This is a genomic window from Pseudomonas sp. CC6-YY-74, from assembly GCF_002025205.1.
In the GTDB taxonomy this organism is placed as follows: Bacteria; Pseudomonadota; Gammaproteobacteria; order Pseudomonadales; family Pseudomonadaceae; genus Aquipseudomonas; species Aquipseudomonas paeninsulae.
On record NZ_CP019947.1, the window covers coordinates 2,031,724 to 2,053,360 of the forward strand.

Consider the following 21,637-nt stretch of genomic DNA (forward strand, 5'->3'; position numbering starts at 1 on the left):
TTCGCTATGTTCACAACCTCTAAAGTTGAATCCCTAAACGCCATTGGCAGGGAACTTAGTCGCACAGGTCATACTCGAAGAGGCTATGCCTGAGGCAACTCAGCCATCATAAATATCTACAAGGAATATTGACCGTGCAAAAATCACTTACCTATACCCTGCTGCTCGCTGCTGTCCTGGCCCTGGCCGCCTGCGAAAAAACGCCGGAAGACAAGATGGAGTCGGCCAAGGAATCCGTCTCGGAAGCGGCTGAATCCATGGGTGACGCGGCCAAAGATACTGGCGGTGCCATTAAGCAGAAAACCGAAGAAGTGATAGAAAACTAAGCCGATCACCGGCAGAGCTCGAAAATGATCGCGGAACACGCCATCTGAGATGCCGGTGACCCGCTCAACGACAAGGCCCGCGTGATGCGGGCCTTGTCGTTTCTGCTGTATTTACAAGGCTGGAGTCAGCATCAGCAACAGGCTGCACAGCAAGCCAAGCCCCCACACCAGGCTGCGTTGCCAGTGCATATCCGCCCAATAGAACAGCAGATACAGCACCCGCGAGACCACGAAAGTCAGCGCGAGCACATCCACCAGTGCGCCATGGGTCTGGGTGACATGCGCCATCAGCACGCCCACGGCAAACAGCGGGAAGGCCTCGAAGCTGTTCAAGTGTGCAGCCAACGCGCGCGCCCCGAAACCAGTCAGCCGCGCTTGCTGGCTGCGCGGCTGATGATTGTCATACACCCCGCTCTCCTGCTGCATGGCCCTGGCCACTGGCGCCTTGGCCAGAAAGATCAACAGTGCACTGATAAAAACGCACCAGAATGGCAGGCTCATTCGCTTTTCTCCTTGGCGGGTTCGAACGTCGGGGTCTGGGTATAGACCATCACTTCCAACACATCGGAATGAAACTCCCGACGGTACAGCACCAGTACCACACCCGCGCTGAGCAACATGAATAACCAGGGATTGATAAACCAGGCCAGAACCGCCATGCCGAAGTAATAGGCGCGCAAGCCCTGGTTAAATTGATTGGCCGCCATCGAAATCACCCGCGCGGTACGCTCGGCAAACGCCTTGCGCTCCTGCGCGGTGACATCTCGCTCGCCGATCATCGGTGCCGAACCGATCAGAACCGCGGCAAAGTTGTATTGGCGCATGCACCAACTGAAGGTGAAGAAGGCATAGATAAACACCACGCCCAGACACAACAGCTTGATCTCAGACATTTCCCGGCTGGCAGCCTGAATAAACGGCAGGTCGGCGAGCAGTGACACGGCGCGATCAGATGCACCGAGCACAGTGAGGATACCGGCCAGGATGAGCAAAGTGCTGGAGGCGAAGAAGGAGGCATTGCGCTCCAGATTGCCAATCACGCTGGCATCGGCAATGCGGTTCTCGCGCAGCAACATGCGGCGCATCCAATCCTCACGATAAAGGTGCAGAACGCTGGCCAGGCAGGGCGTAGTCCGGCCCTTGAACAAGGCGTAACGGGTGTAGCCACCCCAGCACAACAGAAACCAAGAAATAGCGACTAGCTGATGCCACACATAATTGTCGATAGCGTCCATGAATCCTCCCTATGCAGGGCAGGATTATAACCAGCAAGTTTCGAACTGACTGCCTCCACCGCTTAACTTGCATAACAGAAATTGGACACGAAACAGTTTCAAGGCTTGCACACTCGCACCACTTTAAAGCACCACGCCGACCACGCATCTTTATCGTGCTTATTTCAACGTCACCAGCCATTCCAGAATAAGCAGCGATAATTGCGCGTATCCGCCGCAGTTAGAGCTATTCAGTGGCTTGCAAAATGGGTTTATCTGATCAAAGCTGTGATTAGCTGTGCACCATATATGCGCGCAGCGCACCAGAAACGAACACCTATCATCCGTTAGACCGGCATTAGCCAACGAGTGCTGCGCAATTGCCACTCTGACAGGAAGTCCCCCAGCAGCTAAGGAGAGCCGTTATGTCCGTGCAACGTCTGTTTTCCCTTATTTTCACCACCATTATCTTCTGCACCATCCTGCTCGCGGTGCTGGTAGTGCTGATGATCGTCAACCAGAGCCACCTGACCGAGAGCCAGGAAAATCGCTATCAGTCCTACCTGCTGGCGGACGAACTGCGGCAGAGCTCCGATGACCTCACCCGCCTGGCCCGCACCTATGCGGTAACCGGCGAGGTACGCTACGAACAGCAGTATTGGCAGGTACTGGATATACGTAATGGCAAGCTCCCCCGCCCGCAGCAACCCGAACGCCTGTACTGGGATTTCATCGCCGCCGGCCAGCCGGCCCCCAGGGCCAATGGCGAAGCGCAACCGCTGCTCGATTTGATGCGCCACCAAGGCTTCAGTGCGGCCGAACTGGCCAAGCTGGCCGAAGCCCAGGGCAATTCGGACACCCTGGTGCTGATCGAAACCGAGGCGATGAATGCGGTGAAAGGCCGCTATGCCGACGGCCAAGGTGGCTTCACCCGCCAGGCCGAACCCGATCTGGTCCTCGCCAGCCAGTTGATGCATGACGCCAAGTACCACCAGGAAAAAGCCAAGATCATGCACCCGGTGGATGCATTCTATGCGCTGCTGGATAAACGCACCGGCGATGCCGTGCTGCACTACAGCCAGATCGGTGAACGCTACATGGCGGCCGTGACAGCGGTAGTGCTGCTGCTGGTGGTGATCTCCGTGCTGGGCATCTTTGCCATCCGGCGCAAGGTGACCGGCGCCCTACTGCGCCTGAGTGATGAGGCACGCAAGGTCGCCGCCGGCGAACTGGGCACCCACCTCGGCGCGCAGAGTGGCGGTGAGTTTGGTGTGCTGTCGCACTCCTTCAGCCAGATGGTCGGCAAGCTGCGCGAAATCGTCAGCAACGTGGTGCACTCCAGCACCCAGCTGAGCGTTTCCGCCTCGCAATTGACCAGCACCACCACCTCCACTCAGCACAACCTCAAGCAGCAGGAACTGCACACCATCGAGGTTGCCGCGGCGATGACTGAAATGGCCGCCACCGTCCAGGAGGTCGCCCGCCACTCGAGTCAAACCGCCGAGGCCGCCCAACGCGCCGATCTCGCGGCAAACAGCGGTCAGCAGCTAGTCGGGCAGATGATCGGCGCCATCAACGCCCTGTCCAAGGACATCGGCGAAGCCGCCGGCGTGGTGCAAAACCTGGCGCAGGACACCGCCAATATCGGCAGCATACTCGACGTGATTCGAGGCATTGCCGACCAGACCAACCTGCTGGCGCTGAATGCCGCCATCGAAGCGGCCCGCGCCGGCGAACAGGGCCGCGGCTTTGCCGTGGTCGCCGACGAAGTGCGTTCGCTGGCCAAACGCACCCAGGACTCCACCATGGAGATCCAGGGCATGATCGAGCGCCTGCAGGCAGGCGCAAAGAGAGCTGCCGGAGTCATGAGCCAGAGCCGCAGCCAAGCCGAAACCGGGGCCAGCCAGGCCGCTGAAGCCGGTCATGCACTGCAGACTATTACCGGCGCCAATCGCGAGATCAGCGAAATGGCCATTCAGATCGCCAGCGCGGCCGAACAACAAGCGGCCGTGGCCCATGACATCAGTCAGCGCATCGAGATGATTCGCGATCTGGCCAGTGATAACGCCGAGGGCTCCAACGAGGTCACCGAGGCCAGCCAGGGCCTGGCCGTATTGGCCGAACGCCTGCATGCCCAGGTGCGTCACTTCAACCTGGGCAGTGGCACGGTTTAACGGGCTTAGCCGCTACAGAAATCCCTTTGCAGTTGAAACCAGCAGCGCCAGTGTCCCTCAGAGGAACACTGGCGTTGTGCTTTAGGCCAGCACGCTCCGCGGCTTACCCAAGCAGCGGTCCAGCACTGCGACCAGCAGCAGCGTGACCAGCACCGGCACCAGCCAGCCCAGGCTCTGACCGGCCAGCGGCAATTTACTGAACAGCGCTGGTACCAGCTGACTGAAGCCTGCGGCGCCTAGTCCGTCGACCACACCGAAGATCAGCGTCACCGCCATGACGGGCACGAACACCCGGCGTGGCGATAGCCACAAGGAGTCGAGCAGGCTCAGGCCGATCAACACGATAGCCAGTGGATAGAGGCCGACCAGTACCGGGATGGAGAAGCTGATCAACTGGGTCAACCCCTGGTTGGCGACGAGCAGACTGAACAGCCCAAAACTCACCACCACCACGCGGTAGGACACCGGCAGCAGGCCGCTGAAGAACTCGCCACAGGCGGTCAACAGGCCTACGGCAGTGGTCAGGCAGGCCAGAGTGATCACCACTGCCAGCAACAGGCTGCCGGCGGTGCCGAAGGTGTGTTGCACATAGACGGTGAGAATCTGCACGCCATTCTGCGCCTCACCGGCGATGCCCTGGCTGGTCGCGCCGAGATAGAATAGCGCCAGATACACCAGCGACAACCCCGCGGCGGCGATCAACCCGGCGATCACCGAGTAGCGGGTTATCAGCTTGCTTTCGGTGATGCCGCGATCGCGGATAGCGGTGGCGATCACGATGCCGAATACCAGCGCGCCCAGGGTATCCATGGTCAGGTAGCCCTGCAGAAAGCCCTGCACGAAGGGTGCAGCCTGGTAATCCGCAGCCGTCTGGCCGATCTCTCCAGCCGGCAGGATAAAGGCGGCGGCGCCCAACACCAGCAGCGCGGCCAGCAGCACCGGGGCGATGTACTTGCCGATGCGCTCGACCAGCTGCCCCGGATTGAGCGAGAGAAACATCACCGCGGCGAAGTACGCCAGGCTATAGAGCAGCAGCGGCGTGCCATCAGTTCCGGTAAAGGGCGCGATGCCCATCTCGAACGACACCACGGCGGTACGCGGGGTGGCGAACAAGGGGCCAATCGCCAGGTACACCGCAACGGCGAACAGCACTCCGGCGCGCTTACCTAGGGGCGCGGTCAGCAGCGCCATACCACCGCCAACTCGAGCCAGCGCCACTATGGTGAGCAACGGCAACCCCACTCCGGTGAGCAGAAAACCCAGCGCCGCCAGGCCGATATTGTCGCCGGCAGCCATGCCCGCGCTAGGTGGGAAGATGATGTTGCCGGCGCCGAGAAACAGCGCAAACGTCATAAAACCAAGGGCCAGGATGTCCGAGCCTTTCAAACGATTCATAGAGGCAAATACCACAGGCAAAGAGTCATGAGTTCCGAGGGTTTCCCGAGGGATCGGGGGAAACGTCGCCCTGCCGGTTGGACTGAGCCGTTGCTGCGCCGCTTATCGCTTGTGACGACCGAGGCGCGAATAGTTGTCAGCCTAACGAATTTTCCTGTTCTGCGGCAGGGCCGGAGGTCGGGCTGTCCAACCGGCATACATAGCTGTCGCATCGGCAACAATTCTGTTGCCCGCAAATAGAAAAGGCCGCCCGAAGGCGGCCTTTTCAGGGGTCAGCAACGCTTAGGCGTTTTTGACTTCCCAACCGGTCAGCTCGGACAACGCCTTGCCGATTTCTGCCAGCGAACGCACGGTTTTAACGCCTGCGTCTTCCAGGGCAGCAAACTTCTCGTCTGCAGTGCCTTTGCCGCCAGAGATGATTGCGCCAGCATGGCCCATGCGCTTGCCTGCAGGGGCAGTCACACCAGCAATGTAGGAAACAACCGGCTTGGTCACGTGTGCCTTGATGTAGGCAGCCGCTTCTTCTTCAGCCGAACCGCCGATCTCGCCGATCATCACGATCGCTTCGGTCTTCGGGTCTTCCTGGAACAGCTTGAGGATGTCGATGAAGTTGGAGCCCGGGATCGGGTCACCACCAATGCCGACACAAGTCGACTGACCGAAACCGGCGTCAGTAGTTTGCTTCACAGCTTCGTAGGTCAGGGTGCCGGAACGCGACACGATACCGACTTTGCCTGGCAAGTGAATGTGACCTGGCATGATGCCGATCTTGCATTCGCCTGGAGTGATCACGCCTGGGCAGTTCGGACCGATCAGGACTACACCCAGCTCGTCGCACTTGACCTTGGCATCCAGCATATCCAGGGTAGGAATGCCTTCGGTGATGCAAACGATCAGCTTGATGCCGCCGAATGCTGCTTCCAGGATGGAGTCCTTGCAGAACGGAGCTGGAACGTAGATCACGCTGGCGGTGGCGCCAGTGGCGGCTACAGCTTCTTTCACCGTGTTGAAAACAGGCAGGTCCAGGTGAGTGGTGCCGCCTTTGCCTGGAGTTACGCCGCCAACCATCTGGGTGCCGTACTCGATGGCTTGCTGGGTGTGGAAACTACCTTGCGAACCGGTAATACCCTGGCAGATAACTTTGGTGTCTTTATTGATCAGGACGCTCATTACTTGCCCTCCGCAGCTTTGACAACTTGTTGAGCAGCGTCGGTCAGGCTGGTCGCCGCGATGATGTTCAACCCGCTTTCTGCCAGTACTTTAGCGCCCAGCTCAGCGTTGTTACCTTCGAGGCGAACAACCACCGGGATTTTCACGCCGACTTCTTTCACTGCACCGATGATGCCTTCGGCAATCATGTCGCAACGAACGATGCCGCCGAAGATGTTGACCAGTACTGCAGCGACGTTAGTGTCGGACAGGATGATCTTGAACGCTTCGGTAACGCGTTCTTTGGTAGCACCACCGCCCACGTCGAGGAAGTTGGCTGGTTTGCCGCCATGCAGGTTGACGATGTCCATGGTACCCATGGCCAGGCCAGCACCGTTGACCATGCAACCGATATTGCCTTCCAGCGCTACGTAGTTCAGTTCGAACTTGGCAGCGTGCGCTTCGCGCGGATCGTCTTGCGACGGATCGTGGAAGGTCTTCAGCTTAGGCTGACGGTACATGGCGTTGGCGTCGATGTTGATCTTGGCATCGAGGCAATGCAGATCGCCGTCAGCCTTGATCACCAGCGGGTTCACTTCCAGCAGAGCCAGGTCGTGATCCTTGAACAGCTTGGCCAGACCTACGAAGATCTTGGCGAACTGAGCAACTTGCTTGCCTTCCAGGCCCAGCTGGAATGCCAGCTCGCGACCCTGGAACGGCTGAGCGCCGACCAGCGGATCGATAGTGGCCTTGAGAATTTTCTCAGGGGTGTCGTGAGCGATCTTCTCAATGTCCACGCCACCTTCGGTGGAAGCCATGAACACGATGCGACGGCTGGAGCGATCGACTACTGCGCCCAGATACAGCTCTTTGGCGATGTCGGTGCAGGACTCAACCAGAATCTGGTTGACCGGCTGACCGGCTGCGTCAGTCTGGTAGGTCACCAGACGCTTGCCCAGCCAGTTGGCGGCGAAGGCCTTGGCGTCTTCCCGACTCTTGACCAGCTTCACGCCGCCCGCTTTACCGCGGCCCCCGGCATGTACCTGAGCCTTGACGACCCACTCAGTGCCGCCAATTTTGTCGCAGGCTTCTGCGGCTTCTTCCGGAGTGCTTACGGCGAAACCCTTGGATACGGGCAGGCCGTATTCAGCGAACAGCTGCTTACCCTGATACTCATGGAGATTCATGCTTGTCTACCGTCTTCGTTAGGTATTGCGCATTCGGTGCTGCACTTGTGATGCCGCACCACCTGTGACTGCTTTCACGAGCAGTCCGGCGGCATTGCGCGCTTGAGCCAGGCTCTGCGCGGGCAACCCGCCTTGGTTCTTCTTGCAACGTCGCCAGCACCGGTGGGCTGCAAACAGCATCCGGCGTGGCGACCTACAAACGACTACTTAGCGCTTCTTGCGATTGACGACGTGGATGGCATGGCCATTCACGGCCAGCGCCGCTTCGTGCAGCGCTTCGGACAGCGTCGGGTGGGAGAACACCATCATTCCCAGATCCTCGGCACTGGTGCCGAACTCCATACCGATTGCGCCCTGCTGGACCAACTCGGCAGCGCTCGGGCCGATCACGTGTACACCCAGTACGCGGTCGGTCGCGGCATCGGCAATCACCTTGACCATGCCGCCGGTATCATTGGCAGCCATGGCGCGGCCACTGGCGGCGAACGGGAAGGTACCAACGTTGACGGCAACGCCCTCGCCTTTCAGTTGCTGCTCGGTCTTGCCAACCCATGCAATTTCCGGATGGGTATAGATGACCGACGGGATCAGGTCGTAGTTCATCTGGGCTTTGTGCCCGGCGATGCGCTCGGCAACCATCACACCCTCTTCCGAGGCCTTGTGCGCCAGCATGGCGCCGCGCACCACGTCACCGACGGCGTAAACGCCCGGCACGCTGGTGGCGCACTGGTCGTCAACATAGATGAAGCCACGCTCGTCCAGCTCGACACCGCTATCGGTGGCCAGCAGATCGGTGGTCACCGGACGACGGCCGACCGCAACGATCAGCTTGTCGAACGTCATCTGCTGCTCGCCTTCGGCGTCGGTGAAGCTGACGGTGACCTGCTTCTTCTTCACTTCGGAAGCAGTCAGACGCGCGCCCAAGCGAATCTTCAAACCTTGCTTGGTCAAGGTCTTCAGGGCTTCCTTGGCGATCTGATCATCGGCAGCCGGAAGGAACTTGTCCTGAGCTTCGATCACGGTGACATCGGCACCCAGACGGGCCCATACCGAACCCAGCTCCAAACCAATCACGCCAGCGCCGATTACGCCCAGAGTCTTGGGTACGCTCTGAAATTCCAGGGCGCCAGTAGAGTCGACGATGGTGTCGTGGTTGACCGGAGCCGGCGGAATGTCGATCGGCTTGGAGCCGGAAGCGATAATCACGTTCTCGGCCTGGACTACCTGAGTAGTGCCGTCCAACGCCGTGACTTCCACTTGCTTGCCGGCCAGCAACTTGCCGTGACCTTCGAGCAGGGTCACACCGTTGGCCTTGAACAGCGTACTGACACCGCCGGTGAGGTTCTTCACGATGTTGCTCTTGCGGGCAACCATCGCCGGCACGTCGATGCTGACGCCCTTGGCCTCGATACCGTGAATGGCAAAGCCTACTTTGGCTTCATGATATTTCCAGGAGCTGTCCAGCAGCGCCTTGGACGGAATGCAACCGACGTTCAGGCAGGTACCACCGAGCGCGATCTTGCCATCATTGTCCTGGTACTTTTCGATGCAGGCGGTCTTCAGACCGAGTTGAGCAGCCTTGATGGCAGCTACATAGCCGCCAGGGCCGGCACCGATGACTACCACGTCAAATTTCTGGGTCATACATGATTCCTTCTCGAATAAACCGGACGGCCCCTTGTGGGGGCCACCTTGGGAGAGACTGGCTTAGATATCCAGCAGCAAGCGAGCCGGGTCTTCCAGCAAGTTTTTGATGGTTACCAGGAAGGTCACGGCTTCTTTACCATCAATCAGGCGGTGGTCGTAGGACAACGCCAGGTACATCATCGGACGGATAACCACCTGACCGTTGATGGCCATCGGCCGCTGAAGGATGTTGTGCATCCCCAGGATGGCGGCTTGCGGCGGGTTGACGATCGGCGTCGACATCATCGAACCGAAGGTACCACCGTTGGTGATGGTGAACGTACCACCGGTCATGTCGTCGATCGACAGTTTGCCGTCTTTGGCCTTCTTGCCGAAGGTCGCGATGCCGCTTTCGATTTCAGCCAGGCTCATCAGCTCGGCATTACGCAGTACTGGCACCACCAGGCCACGGTCACTCGACACGGCAACACCAATGTCGGAGTAGCCGTGGTAGACGATGTCGGCGCCGTCGATCGAGGCGTTAACCGCAGGGAAACGCTTCAGCGCTTCAGTGGTGGCCTTGACGAAGAACGACATGAAGCCCAGGCGCACGCCGTTGTGGGACTTCTCGAACAGATCCTTGTACTTCGAACGCAGCGCCATGACTTCGGTCATGTCGACTTCGTTGAAGGTGGTCAGCATGGCCATGGAAGACTGAGCTTCAACCAGACGCTCGGCAACCTTGGCACGCAGACGGCTCATCGGTACGCGCTTCTCGACGCGATCACCGACGGCGAGTACCGGTGCAGCGGCTGGGGTGGCAGGTTTGGCGGCAGGCGCAGCAGCCGGGGCATTCTTCTTAGCTTCAACCGCAGCGACCACGTCTTCCTTGGTCACCCGACCGCCCTTACCAGTGCCGGCAACGCTGTTCGGGTCGATGCCATTCTCTTCGGCCAACTTGCGCGCGGCCGGCGAGAGGATTTGCTCATCACCCGCAACACCCGGAGCAGCAGCGGCAGGCGCGGCAGTCTGAGCGGCGGCAGCCGGTGCAGGAGCAGCAGCGCCTTCGCTCAAGGTACCCAGCAATTCATTGCTGAGGACGGTATCGCCTTCGTTCTTGACGATTTCGGCGAGGACGCCGTCGGCCTCAGCCAGCACTTCGATCACTACTTTATCGGTTTCGATGTCGACGATCAGTTCGTCGCGCTTGACCGCATCGCCCGGCTTCTTGTGCCAAGTGGCCACGGTGCCGTCGGCAACCGATTCCGGGAAAGTAGGGGCTTTGATCTCGATAGCCATTATGTGTGGTTCCTTAAATTCGATTTCTTCTACGAGGCGGCCTCATCAGGCCGCCTCTTGCGCAAAGGCGTTAAACGGTGAAGGCGTCTTGCAGCAGTTTTTCCTGCTGTTCCGCGTGCATCGAAGCGTAACCGCAGGCCGGGGCAGCTGAGCCTTCGCGGCCGGCGTACTCGAGGAACAGAGTCTTCTTGTACGCAGTGGCGACGCGGCGCATGTGATGCTGGCTGCAATACCAGGCACCCTGGTTCATCGGCTCTTCCTGACACCAGACGATGTGTTTGAGGTGCTTGTACGCAGCGAGAGCTTCGGCCAGATCTTCTTCCGGGAACGGATAGAGCTGCTCGATACGCACGATGGCGATATCTTCGCGAGCCTCGGCACGACGCTTCTCCAGCAGGTCGTAGTAAACCTTGCCGCTGCACAGGATCACCCGATCGACCTTCTTCGGATCGATTGCATCGATCTCCGGAATCACGGTCTGGAACGAGCCTTCGGCCAGATCTTCCAGGGTCGAGATGGCCAATTTGTGGCGCAGCAACGACTTCGGAGTCAGGGCGATAAGTGGCTTGCGCAGTGGGCGGATCATCTGGCGACGCAACATGTGGTAGACCTGCGCCGGAGTAGTCGGCACGCACACCTGGATGTTGTGCTCGGCGCTCAGTTGCAGGAACCGCTCGAGACGTGCGGAGGAGTGCTCCGGGCCCTGCCCTTCATAACCATGCGGCAACAGCATGGTCAGACCGCACAGACGACCCCACTTGTGCTCGCCGCTGGTGATGAACTGATCGATTACCACTTGGGCACCGTTGGCAAAATCGCCGAACTGGGCTTCCCAGATGACCAATGCATCCGGCTTGGTGGTGGCGTAACCGTATTCGAACGCCAGCGCTGCTTCTTCCGATAGCAGCGAGTCGTACAGGTCGAAACGCGGCTGGCCGCTGTACAGGTGCTTGAGCGGTACGTGCGAACCTGGCTCCTTCTGGTTATGCAGCACCGCGTGGCGGTGCGAGAAGGTGCCACGGCCAATGTCCTGGCCGGTCATGCGGATCGGGTGACCTTCGAACAACAGGGTGGCGTAGGCCATTGTTTCGGCGTAGCCCCAGTTGATCGACAGCGCGCCGGCACCCATCTTCTGACGATCTTCAAGAATTTTCGCGACCTGGCGCTGGACAACAAACCCTTCCGGGATTTCCAGCAGCTTGGCGGACAGATCCTGCAAGGTCTTGAGGTCGAAGCGAGTATCGTGACGCGCGGTCCAGGTATGGCCCAAGTACGGGCGCCAGTCGACGAACAACTCCTTGTTCGGCTCCTTGACCAGACTCTTGACTACATGCTGACCATTGTCCAGCGCGGTGCGGTAGTCGTCGATCTTGCTTTGCACATCATCGGCAGAGTGACGCACAGCCGTGGTCAGCGCATCGGCATACAGCTCACGGGTGGTGCGCTGCTTGCTGATCTGCTGGTACATCATCGGCTGGGTACCGCTCGGCTCATCGGCCTCGTTGTGACCGCGACGGCGGTAACAAACCAGGTCGATCACCACATCGCGCTTGTACTGCATGCGATAGTCGACGGCCAGCTGGGTGACGAACAGTACCGCTTCCGGATCATCGCCATTCACGTGCAGGATCGGCGCTTGGATCATCTTCGCCACGTCGGTGCAGTACTCGGTAGAACGCGAATCTTCCGGGTTACTGATGGTGAAGCCGACCTGGTTGTTGATCACGATGTGGATGGTGCCACCCGTCTTGAAACCACGGGTCTGCGACATCTGGAAGGTTTCCATCACCACACCCTGACCGGCGAACGCCGCGTCACCGTGTAGTGAAACCGGGAGAACCTTGTCGCCGTTGCTATCGTTGCGACGATCTTGACGAGCGCGCACCGAACCCTCGACCACTGGCGAAACGATTTCCAGGTGAGAGGGGTTGAACGCCATAGCCAGGTGAACTTCGCCGCCGGCGGTCATAACGTTGGAGGAGAAACCCTGGTGATACTTGACGTCGCCGGAACCGAGGGAGGCCTGCTTCTTGCCCTCGAACTCGTCGAACAGTTCACGCGGGTTCTTGCCAAACGTATTGACCAGCACGTTGAGGCGGCCACGGTGCGCCATGCCGATGACGATTTCCTTGGTGCCATAGGAACCGGCACGTTGGATCATTTCATCGAGCAGTGGAATCAGGCTTTCAGCGCCTTCCAGACCGAAACGTTTGGTACCCGGGTATTTGGTGCCCAGGTATTTTTCCAGTCCCTCGGCAGCAGTCAGTCGCTCCAGCAGATGACTCTGCACTTCAGGCGAAACACTCGGACGCCCGCGCACGCTTTCCAGGCGCTGGGCAAACCAGTTGCGCTGCTCGGAATCGACGATGTGGGTGAACTCGGCACCGATGGTGCGGCAATATGTCTGCTGCAAGGCCTCGTGAATTTCACGCAGAGTAGCCTCTTCCTTGCCGATGAACAGACCACCAGTGCGGAAAGTGGTGTCCAGGTCGGAATTGGTCAGACCATAGTGATTGATCGAAAGATCAGCCGGTGCATGCCGTTGCCACAGACCAAGCGGATCGAGCTGGGCAGCCTGATGGCCACGCATGCGAAATGCCTGAATCATGCGTAGGACTTCAACCTGCTTCTTTTCGTGCTCACTGCTCACGCTACCGGCGGACACCGGCTGGGCGCGACGCTGGTTTTTCGCCAGCAACACGAAGTGATCGCGAACCGTAGAATGCGATACATCAGTAGCAGCGTTGCCATCTGCCGGCAACTTCTGAAAGTAGGTGCGCCACTCTTCGGGCACAGCGTTGGGATCGTGCAGGTAAAGCTCATAGAGCTCTTCCACATAGGCAGCGTTACCACCGGATAGGTGGGCACTGTTCCACATGCGCTGCATCACGCTTTCTTGCATGCTTGGTCACCCTCGGTAAGGGGACACCACCGGCGAAGAAACCGTTCAGGCTTCCGAAGTCTTGAAGCAGCGACTTCGGTAAAGCCACCACGGATCCCGCAGATAGTCCGGGCACCAGCCCGGATGCCCCTGCTGGTCGTCATATTTTTCAAAGTTAGAGCCACGGCTTTATGAGCTGTGGCTCTGGCTAAACTGCGACGCTGGCTTCAAACCAGGTGCCGCAGGGTGTCACAGGTAGAACATTTGAATCAGATACCGCTCTGCAACAACATGTTGCGTATGTGACCGATCGCCTTGGTGGGATTGAGACCCTTGGGGCAAACGTTCACGCAGTTCATGATGCCGCGGCAACGGAACACGCTGAACGGGTCATCCAATGCAGCCAGACGCTCTTCGGTCTTGGTGTCGCGGCTGTCGGCCAGGAAACGATAAGCCTGCAGCAACGCAGCGGGACCGAGGAACTTGTCCGGATTCCACCAGAACGACGGGCAACTGGTCGAACAGCAAGCACACAGGATGCACTCGTAGAGGCCATCCAGCTTCTCGCGTTCTTCCGGCGTTTGCAGGCGTTCGATAGCCGGAGCCGGCGTATCGTTCTGCAGATACGGCTGCACCTTCTCGTATTGCTTGTAGAAGATGCTCATATCGACGACCAGGTCACGAATGACTGGCAATCCAGGCAAAGGACGGATCACCAGCTTGCCACCCTTTACCACCGCCGATAGCGGAGTGATACAGGCCAGGCCGTTCTTGCCGTTGATATTCATACCGTCGGAGCCACACACGCCTTCACGGCAGGAGCGACGGTACGAGAAGCCCTCATCCTGTTCTTTGATCAGCGCCAGCACGTCAAGAACCATAATGTCCTTGCCGCCAGTATCGATCTTGAAATCCTGCATGAACGGCGCAGCATCCTGCTCCGGGTTGTAACGATAAACACTGACTTGCAACATATCAGCCACCCTTAATAAGTCCGAATCATGGGTTCAAACGTCGGAACTGTCTTAGGCGAGAAGTTGACGGCACGTTTGGTCACGCGCTTTTCACCTGGGAAGTACAGGGAATGGCACAGCCAGTTCTCGTCATCCCGATCTTCGAAGTCTTCACGGGCGTGGGCACCACGGGATTCTTTGCGAACCTCCGCAGCCACCGCAGTTGCCTCGGCCACTTCGAGCAGGTTTTGCAGTTCCAATGCCTCGATACGCGCAGTGTTGAACGCCTGGCTCTTGTCCGCGATCTTGACGCTGGCGATCCGCTCACGCAGGCCGACCAGTTGTTCGATACCTTTCTGCATGTATTCGCCGGTACGGAATACCCCGAAATAGTTCTGCATGCAGGTTTGCAGCTCTTTACGCAGCGGCGCTACGTCTTCGCCGGTGGTGCGCTCGTTGACGCCCGACAGACGCTTGAGCGACAGCTCAAGGTCAGTCTCGGTGGCCCCACGGTAATCGACACCTTCTTTCAGCACACGTTCCAGGTGTATACCTGCGGCGCGACCGAACACCACCAGGTCAAGCAGCGAGTTGCCGCCCAGACGGTTGGCCCCGTGCACCGACACGCAGGCCACCTCGCCTACGGCAAACAACCCTTCGATGATCTTGTCGTTGCCGTTGGCATCCTGAGTGATGGCCTGACCATGGATGTTGGTCGGTACGCCGCCCATCATGTAGTGGCAGGTCGGCACGACTGGAATAGGCGCAACCACCGGATCGACGTGAGCAAAAGTCTTGGACAGCTCACAGATACCTGGCAGACGGCTGTGCAGCACTTCTTCGCCGAGGTGATCGAGTTTGAGCATCACGTGATCGCCATCCGGACCACAGCCGTTGCCGGCGATGATTTCCTTGACCATGGAGCGCGCAACCACGTCGCGGCCAGCCAGGTCTTTGGCGTTCGGGGCATAGCGCTCCATGAAACGCTCGCCATGCTTGTTGATCAGATAGCCGCCTTCACCACGGCAACCTTCGGTCACCAGGGTACCGGCACCGGCAATGCCGGTCGGGTGGAACTGCCACATTTCGATGTCTTGCACTGGCACGCCTGCACGCAGGGCCATGCCGATGCCGTCACCGGTATTGATCAGGGCGTTGGTGGTAGAGGCATAAATGCGCCCTGCACCACCGGTGGCCAGCACTGTGGCCTTGGAACGGATATACACGGTCTCGCCAGTTTCGATGCAAATGGCGATCACACCGACAATCACGCCATCCTGGTTCTTCACCAGATCGACCGCGTACCACTCGTTGAGGAACGAGGTGCCGCTTTTCAGGTTGGCTTGATACAGGGTGTGCAGCAACGCATGACCGGTACGGTCGGCGGCGGCGCAGGTACGCGCGGCCTGGCCACCCTTACCGAAGTCCTTGGACTGGCCACCGAACGGGCGCTGATAGATGCGGCCTTGCTCGGTACGCGAGAACGGCAGACCCATGTGCTCCAGTTCGAACACGGCTTCCGGACCGACGGAACACATGTACTCGATAGCGTCCTGGTCACCGATATAGTCGGAACCCTTGACGGTGTCATACATGTGCCAGCGCCAATCATCGTTTGGATCAGCCGAAGCGATGGCGCAAGTAATACCACCCTGAGCGGAAACAGTGTGCGAGCGGGTCGGGAACACCTTAGTGACTACAGCGGTCTTGTGGCCGCCTTGAGCCAGTTGCAGCGCAGCGCGCATACCCGCGCCGCCGCCACCAATAATGATGGCGTCATAAGAAAGAGTACGAATAGTCATGAATCAGTTACCCCAAAAAATCTGCACGCCCCAGACGAAGAACGTGAACATGGCAATGCCACACGCAGCCTGGAACAGGAAACGCACACCAGTCGCCCACTTACCCAGCGCCATCGGCGTCAGGTAGTCGGTGGAAATCGTCCACATACCAACCCAGGCGTGCGCGCTGAGCGCTACCAGAGTCAGCAGACTGAAAATGCGCATTGCGTTATTGGAGAACAGAGCATGCCACTCGGCATAACCCATGCCTGGGCTAGCGACTATATAGCCGAGCAGGAACAGCACATAAGCCGCGAGAACGACTGCAGACACACGCTGCGCCATCCAGTCATACAGACCTGAGCGCGAGAAATTCGTGACGTTGGTTACCATATCCACACTCCCACCAATACGATCATGATCGTCGAAACGACGAGAACGATTTTCGAGCCCAGCTTGCCGCCTTCCAGCGTCTCACCGATGCCCATGTCCATGATCAAGTGGCGTACTCCGGCCACCAAGTGGTACAGCAGAGCGGACAGCAATCCCCAGATCACGAACTTGGCCAGCGGGCTGGTCAGACATTCTTTCACCTCGGCGAAGCCTTCCTCTGATGCCAGCGACTTGTCGAGCCCATAAAGCAGCACGGCAATGCCGACGAAGAGAATGACACCGGATATACGGTGAAGAATGGACGTGTAAGCGGTGACTGGGAGTTTAATAGTCCTAAGGTCGAGGTTTACAGGTCGTTGGCTATTCACGGCTTTTATCACACTGAGGGCCCTAACAATCAGGGCAAAGTTGTCGGGAAGTGCACTGGTCAGGTACCCATCACCCAAGGAGTGACAACCACCAGAATGAGGGCCCAAAGCCCTTGGTGGTCGGGCGCAGAGTATAGACAGTTAGGTCGCTAATGACAACGCAACAGGTCGCGAATGACAACGCAAAGGTCTATGCCTAATAGCGTATTGCGCACCCAATCCAAATGGCGTAGATAGCGCGATTTCCCGCAATAAATAGCCCGCAAACCCTTCTGCTGCCTGGGTTTTCCCAAATTGACTTTCGTATTTATCTCACTATAGTGATGCGGGCCCTGCGTGGGGGGCCGTCAGATGATTTCAAGCATAATTAGGAGGCCACACATGGCTGACAAAAAAGCGCAGTTGATCATCGAGGGCGCAGCCCCCGTCGAGCTGCCCATTTTAACCGGCACCGTTGGTCCCGATGTAATTGACGTGCGGGGCTTAACCGCCACGGGCCGTTTCACCTTTGATCCTGGTTTCATGTCCACCGCCTCTTGCGAGTCGAAGATCACCTATATAGATGGTGATCAGGGCATTCTGCTGCACCGCGGATACCCCATCGAGCAGCTGGCCGAGCAATCCGACTATCTGGAAACCTGCTATCTGCTGCTCAACGGCGAATTGCCTAATGCAGAAGAAAAAGCCAAGTTCGTCAGCACCGTGAAGAACCACACCATGGTTCATGAGCAACTGAAGATCTTCTTCAACGGCTTCCGCCGCGATGCTCATCCGATGGCCATCATGTGCGGTGTGGTTGGCGCTCTTTCCGCCTTCTATCACGACTCCCTGGACATCAAGAACCCGCATCACCGCGAAGTCTCGGCCATGCGTCTGATCGCCAAGATGCCAACCATCGCCGCCATGACCTACAAGTACGCCATGGGTCAACCGATGATGTACCCGCGTAACGACCTGAACTACGCGGAAAACTTCCTGCACATGATGTTCAACACCCCGTGCGAGATCAAACCGATCAGCCCGGTACTGGCCAAGGCGATGGACAAGATCTTCATCCTCCACGCCGACCATGAACAGAATGCCTCGACATCGACCGTTCGCCTGGCTGGCTCCTCGGGCGCCAACCCGTTCGCCTGCATCGCCGCCGGTATCGCCGCACTCTGGGGCCCGGCTCACGGCGGCGCCAACGAAGCAGTACTGGCGATGCTGGATGAGATCGGCGACGTGTCGAACATTGACGTCTTTATCGCCAAGGCGAAGGACAAGGACGACCCGTTCAAGCTGATGGGCTTCGGTCACCGCGTCTATAAAAACCGTGACCCGCGCGCTACCGTGATGAAGCAGACTTGCGATGAAGTCCTGAAAGAGCTGGGCATCACCGATGATCCGCAGCTGGAACTGGCCATGCGCCTGGAAGAGATCGCTCTGACCGATCCGTACTTCATCGAACGTTCGCTGTACCCGAACGTCGACTTCTATTCGGGCATCATCCTCAAAGCAATCGGCATTCCGACCAGCATGTTCACCGTGATCTTCGCCCTGGCGCGGACCGTCGGCTGGATCTCGCACTGGAAAGAAATGCTCTCCAGCCCGTACAAGATTGGCCGCCCACGCCAGCTATATACCGGCTATACGCAGCGTGACATAAAGAAATAAACGTCGGACTTCATCGATGCACTAAAAAGGCTGCCACTGGCAGCCTTTTTTACATCCCGACTCATTCAAGGGTGAATGAGTCGCCGCCGCAGCGCTTCGAGCGTGTTGTAGGGTGCATCTACCACAAAACTACCGGCCAGCCAGGACGGTACACGACCCCCCGGCTCGCTATGCATCTGGTAAATCACCTCGACCTCACCCGCCGCTTTCGGGATAAACGCCCAATAGCCTTCGGCCTTGCTCACCCGGACCAAGCCCTTCTGCTCCGGGAGGTAATCGGCAACGCCGCTGAGAATACGGGTGACACTGCCATCGGCACCTTGCCGGGTGGTCACCCGCAACACTGCATCGCGCGGCCTCACCGGCCACGGCATATTGAAACGACTATAGATCCAGCTTTGCGTGCCCTCATGCTTGAGCAGTTTTTGCTCTCGACACGCATAGATCCAGGCGCAGGAACCACTGACATCCTCCTGCAACGCCAACAAGGTCGGCATATCCGCCTTGAGCCTGACGACGCCGCGGTACGCCTGGTACGTTGAACCCGGCACCTTGCTCAGGAACACCTGGATACCCGCCTGATCCTTGACCAGACGCCAGCTCTCGGCCTGCAAGGGACTGGCCACCGCCAGCAGCGCCCCTGCGCATAAAAGCATGCCCATCAACGACCTCACATTGCCAACCTCCCGCCTAGACCGCTGCTCCAGCAAGCCTAGCAGCTGGATCGCCTGTTGATTGTTCGAACCACAGACATCCAGCGCTGCTACAACCGCCGGATTGCCACGCTGAGTGGCCAGGTGCCGGTTGAGCGCCTCGACACCCTCACTCAGGCTGCCTTGTTGATCACCTAACAGAGGGTCGAGTCCGGCATCCTGCAATCGCTCATAGAGCAAGGCCGTCAGCAGCAGAATCAATAACGCCCAGGGCAGAAACAGCAGCAGGCGCGTCTTACCGGCTTGGCCTGGCACAAGGTGCACCATCCTTGCCGTAGCATCAGGCCACGCGCGCTGACCAGGTTCCGAGCCAAACCAGCAAGTCCGCACAGGACATCGGTTTGGCAAATAAACAGCCCTGCGCTTCCAGGCAGTCGTGCTGCAAAATCCAGTCAGCCTGCTGTTGGGTTTCCACACCTTCGGCAATAACTTGCATGCCAACACGCGCCGCAATCTTGATCACCGCTTCGGCAATCATGTGCTGATCCGCAACCTCGCCGATCTCATCGACAAAACTGCGGTCGATCTTCAAACGGTCGGCCGGCAGCAGACGCAAGTAGCTCAACGAGGAAAAGCCGGTGCCAAAGTCGTCGATGGCCACGGTTACGCCCATCTGCCGCAACGCCATCAATTGCTTACAGACCGTCTCGAAAGAGCGCATGGCCACCGACTCGGTGATTTCCACCTCGACCTGTTGCGGCTGCACACCTTCCACCTGCAAATGATGGGTAAAGCGCTCAATAAAATCGTGCTGTAACAGTTGCGGTGCCGAGACGTTGACGGCCACGCGAATCTGCGGATAGCCCGCACCAACCAACTGCCGGGCAGCCTGAAGCGCCAAGCGCAGGAGCAAATCACCCAGCGGTATGATGTAGCCCGTCGCCTCGGCCAGGGGAATGAAGGTTAGCGGAGGCACCATCTTGCCATCGGCCTGACGCCAACGAGCCAGCGCCTCGACCCCGGTGACGGCACGGCTACGCAGATCAATCTGTGGCTGCAACTCTATACTGATGCGCCCGGCATCGACTGCATCGCGCAGTGACAACAGCATCCGATAGGACTCGGCATGGGCACTCTGCAAGCTGGGGTCATAGACTGCATGCTGGTTGTGGCCAAGCTGCTTGGCTTGCTTGAGCGTCAGACGGGCATCCTGCAACGCCACGCTGGCGCTGCCGGTGAAATCAGCCAGACGCAGGGTGACGCTGCTCAGGCTATGCACCTGACCAAGCTCATAGGGCCGGTTGTGACCACGAAATAACGCAACAATTTCCGCCGCACGCACCTGCGACTCAGACCCGAGGATAGCGAACAAGTCGTCCCTGACCCGAGCAATCAAGACATCGCTGGAGAAGGCGTCGCGCAGCTTTTTCGCCACCAGGCCAAGGATGAAGTCGCCATAACCGGTACCAAAAGCAGTATTGGCACCGGAAAAATTATCGATATCGATCAGCACCATGACCCACTCGGCTTTCGCCTCGCTCTGCAGCGTCATCTCAAGCAGGCGGATCAATGCGTTGCGATTGGGGATTCCCAGCAAGTCGTCCTGGTACGCCATTTCCTCCAGACGACTGAACAAGGCAACGTTGTACAGGCTGCGACTGATGCTGGCGCTGAACACCTTGAGCAACTCCAACTCGGTATCATCGAGCGACCGCTCGGTGGCGATATAACAGGCGTAATCGGCCCCGGCCTGAAAACGCGAGAAAAACAGCACCGTGCAGTTATCCAGGCGCAAGGTCTGCTGCTCATCCAGGCTGCGGCGCAAGGCAGCCGCCACTTCAGGATCACCCAGGCTGTCGAGATCGCCATCGATGCCACCGAAGAAGCGGCCGTTGGCGCTGACGACGCGCACCGCCGGCATGGAGCCCGGTTTTCCCTCATCCGCCCGCTCGCAGACTATGCCTTCGACCTGCAGATCGAGGAGCAAGGCGATTTCCGAGAGAATCTTGGCCGACAGTTCGCGGGTGTTCCTCGAGCAGAACAGCGAATTGCTCGACTCCACGATCATCTGCAAGCCGCGCCGCGCTCGAGCCACCGTGCGCAACTGGGAGTAGCCGCGAACGCCTGCAGTCAACACCGTGAGCAAGCGCTCGGCGGTCAGTTCGCGCTTGCTCCAGTAATCGTTGATATCGTAATCACGCATAACCTCCCGCACCGGCGCCATCCCCGGCTCGCCAGTCAGCAGGACCACGCGCGTCTCGGCATTGCCGATCACCCCGCGCAGGGCCTTGACCAGGCGCAGGCCGGCATCATCGGCCTCCATCATCACATCGAGCAGAATCAGCGCGATATCTTGCTCTTTAGTCAACAACATCGAGGCTTCGCGATAACTGAAGGCTTGCTGCAATTCGATACGCCTGCCGAGAACTTCCAGTCCACTGAGGGCAAATGCAGTGGCGCGCTGAAAGTCGACATCAGCGTCAATTGCCAGTACCCGCCAGACAGATTTTTTCGTGGTAATGGCAACTTCATCATCGAAAAACATCAACTGATCATCCATGAAGGGTGCCCGCCTTGTTCAT

At 58.7% G+C, this 21,637-nt stretch carries 17 protein-coding genes and 1 pseudogene; 4 read left to right on the forward strand and 14 right to left on the reverse strand.

The features are described from left to right. Nucleotides 1–134 precede the first annotated feature (134 nt). Nucleotides 135–326 carry a hypothetical protein gene (locus tag B2D37_RS09300; RefSeq protein WP_256573164.1) on the forward strand — a complete coding sequence of 64 codons (192 nt, stop codon included), beginning with the start codon at nucleotides 135–137 and terminating at the stop codon, nucleotides 324–326. A 111-nt stretch (nucleotides 327–437) separates the two neighbouring features. Here B2D37_RS09300 and B2D37_RS09305 read toward each other — a convergent pair whose 3' ends face one another. Together B2D37_RS09305 and B2D37_RS09310 are read right to left on the reverse strand one after the other, a co-directional pair. Beyond that, nucleotides 438–827 carry an MAPEG family protein gene (locus tag B2D37_RS09305; protein ID WP_079202422.1) on the reverse strand — a complete coding sequence of 130 codons (390 nt, stop codon included), beginning with the start codon at nucleotides 825–827 and terminating at the stop codon, nucleotides 438–440. Beyond that, nucleotides 824–1,561 (reverse strand): DUF599 domain-containing protein, encoded by a 738-nt coding sequence (locus B2D37_RS09310; protein ID WP_079202423.1) that lies wholly within the window; start codon nucleotides 1,559–1,561, stop codon nucleotides 824–826. Before B2D37_RS09310 ends, B2D37_RS09305 begins: the two co-directional genes overlap by 4 nt. Nucleotides 1,562–2,637: 1,076 nt before the next feature. Between B2D37_RS09310 and B2D37_RS24150 the strand changes: the two are divergent. Next, nucleotides 2,638–2,844, forward strand: a pseudogene (locus B2D37_RS24150) (HAMP domain-containing protein); the annotation flags it as partial. Between the two features lie 141 nt (nucleotides 2,845–2,985). Next, nucleotides 2,986–3,714 (forward strand): methyl-accepting chemotaxis protein, encoded by a 729-nt coding sequence (locus B2D37_RS24155; protein ID WP_371915449.1) that lies wholly within the window; start codon nucleotides 2,986–2,988, stop codon nucleotides 3,712–3,714. 81 nt (nucleotides 3,715–3,795) lie between these two features. Here B2D37_RS24155 and brnQ read toward each other — a convergent pair whose 3' ends face one another. From brnQ to sdhC, 10 genes are all read right to left on the reverse strand, one after another. Next, nucleotides 3,796–5,109, reverse strand: coding sequence for a branched-chain amino acid transport system II carrier protein (gene brnQ / locus B2D37_RS09320; RefSeq protein ID WP_079202425.1), 1,314 nt, complete (start codon nucleotides 5,107–5,109; stop codon nucleotides 3,796–3,798). Nucleotides 5,110–5,391: 282 nt separating this feature from the next. Then, complete coding sequence (gene sucD, locus B2D37_RS09325; RefSeq protein WP_079202426.1) at nucleotides 5,392–6,279, reverse strand: succinate--CoA ligase subunit alpha; 888 nt, start codon at nucleotides 6,277–6,279, stop codon at nucleotides 5,392–5,394. Then, entirely contained in the window at nucleotides 6,279–7,445 is a 1,167-nt protein-coding gene (sucC, locus tag B2D37_RS09330; RefSeq protein WP_079202427.1) for an ADP-forming succinate--CoA ligase subunit beta, read from the reverse strand. Before sucC ends, sucD begins: the two co-directional genes overlap by 1 nt. Before the next feature lie 207 nt (nucleotides 7,446–7,652). Further along, complete coding sequence (gene lpdA, locus B2D37_RS09335; RefSeq protein WP_079202428.1) at nucleotides 7,653–9,089, reverse strand: dihydrolipoyl dehydrogenase; 1,437 nt, start codon at nucleotides 9,087–9,089, stop codon at nucleotides 7,653–7,655. Nucleotides 9,090–9,152: 63 nt separating this feature from the next. After that, entirely contained in the window at nucleotides 9,153–10,370 is a 1,218-nt protein-coding gene (gene odhB, locus B2D37_RS09340; RefSeq protein ID WP_079202429.1) for a 2-oxoglutarate dehydrogenase complex dihydrolipoyllysine-residue succinyltransferase, read from the reverse strand. Nucleotides 10,371–10,440: 70 nt separating this feature from the next. Beyond that, nucleotides 10,441–13,272 carry a 2-oxoglutarate dehydrogenase E1 component gene (locus tag B2D37_RS09345; RefSeq protein ID WP_079202430.1) on the reverse strand — a complete coding sequence of 944 codons (2,832 nt, stop codon included), beginning with the start codon at nucleotides 13,270–13,272 and terminating at the stop codon, nucleotides 10,441–10,443. Nucleotides 13,273–13,520: 248 nt separating this feature from the next. Further along, complete coding sequence (locus B2D37_RS09350) at nucleotides 13,521–14,225, reverse strand: succinate dehydrogenase iron-sulfur subunit (RefSeq protein ID WP_079202431.1); 705 nt, start codon at nucleotides 14,223–14,225, stop codon at nucleotides 13,521–13,523. Nucleotides 14,226–14,236: 11 nt separating this feature from the next. Continuing rightward, nucleotides 14,237–16,006 carry a succinate dehydrogenase flavoprotein subunit gene (gene sdhA / locus B2D37_RS09355; RefSeq protein WP_079202432.1) on the reverse strand — a complete coding sequence of 590 codons (1,770 nt, stop codon included), beginning with the start codon at nucleotides 16,004–16,006 and terminating at the stop codon, nucleotides 14,237–14,239. 3 nt (nucleotides 16,007–16,009) lie between these two features. Continuing rightward, on the reverse strand, nucleotides 16,010–16,378 hold the full coding sequence (gene sdhD / locus B2D37_RS09360) for a succinate dehydrogenase, hydrophobic membrane anchor protein (protein WP_079202433.1): 369 nt from the start codon (nucleotides 16,376–16,378) through the stop codon (nucleotides 16,010–16,012). Further along, on the reverse strand, nucleotides 16,372–16,758 hold the full coding sequence (gene sdhC, locus B2D37_RS09365; protein ID WP_177345273.1) for a succinate dehydrogenase, cytochrome b556 subunit: 387 nt from the start codon (nucleotides 16,756–16,758) through the stop codon (nucleotides 16,372–16,374). Before sdhC ends, sdhD begins: the two co-directional genes overlap by 7 nt. 369 nt (nucleotides 16,759–17,127) lie before the next feature. On the opposite strand from sdhC, the gene gltA reads away from it, so the two are divergent. Further along, nucleotides 17,128–18,402, forward strand: a complete 1,275-nt coding sequence (gene gltA / locus B2D37_RS09370) for a citrate synthase (protein WP_079202434.1) — start codon at nucleotides 17,128–17,130, stop codon at nucleotides 18,400–18,402. 65 nt (nucleotides 18,403–18,467) lie between these two features. Here the strand turns inward: gltA and B2D37_RS09375 are convergent, their stop codons facing one another. Continuing rightward, nucleotides 18,468–19,064: an START domain-containing protein gene (locus tag B2D37_RS09375; protein ID WP_079204948.1), complete on the reverse strand. Its 597-nt coding sequence runs from the start codon at nucleotides 19,062–19,064 to the stop codon at nucleotides 18,468–18,470. 331 nt (nucleotides 19,065–19,395) lie between these two features. Continuing rightward, nucleotides 19,396–21,615, reverse strand: coding sequence for an EAL domain-containing protein (locus tag B2D37_RS09380; protein ID WP_079202435.1), 2,220 nt, complete (start codon nucleotides 21,613–21,615; stop codon nucleotides 19,396–19,398). Between the last annotated feature and the right edge of the window lie 22 nt (nucleotides 21,616–21,637).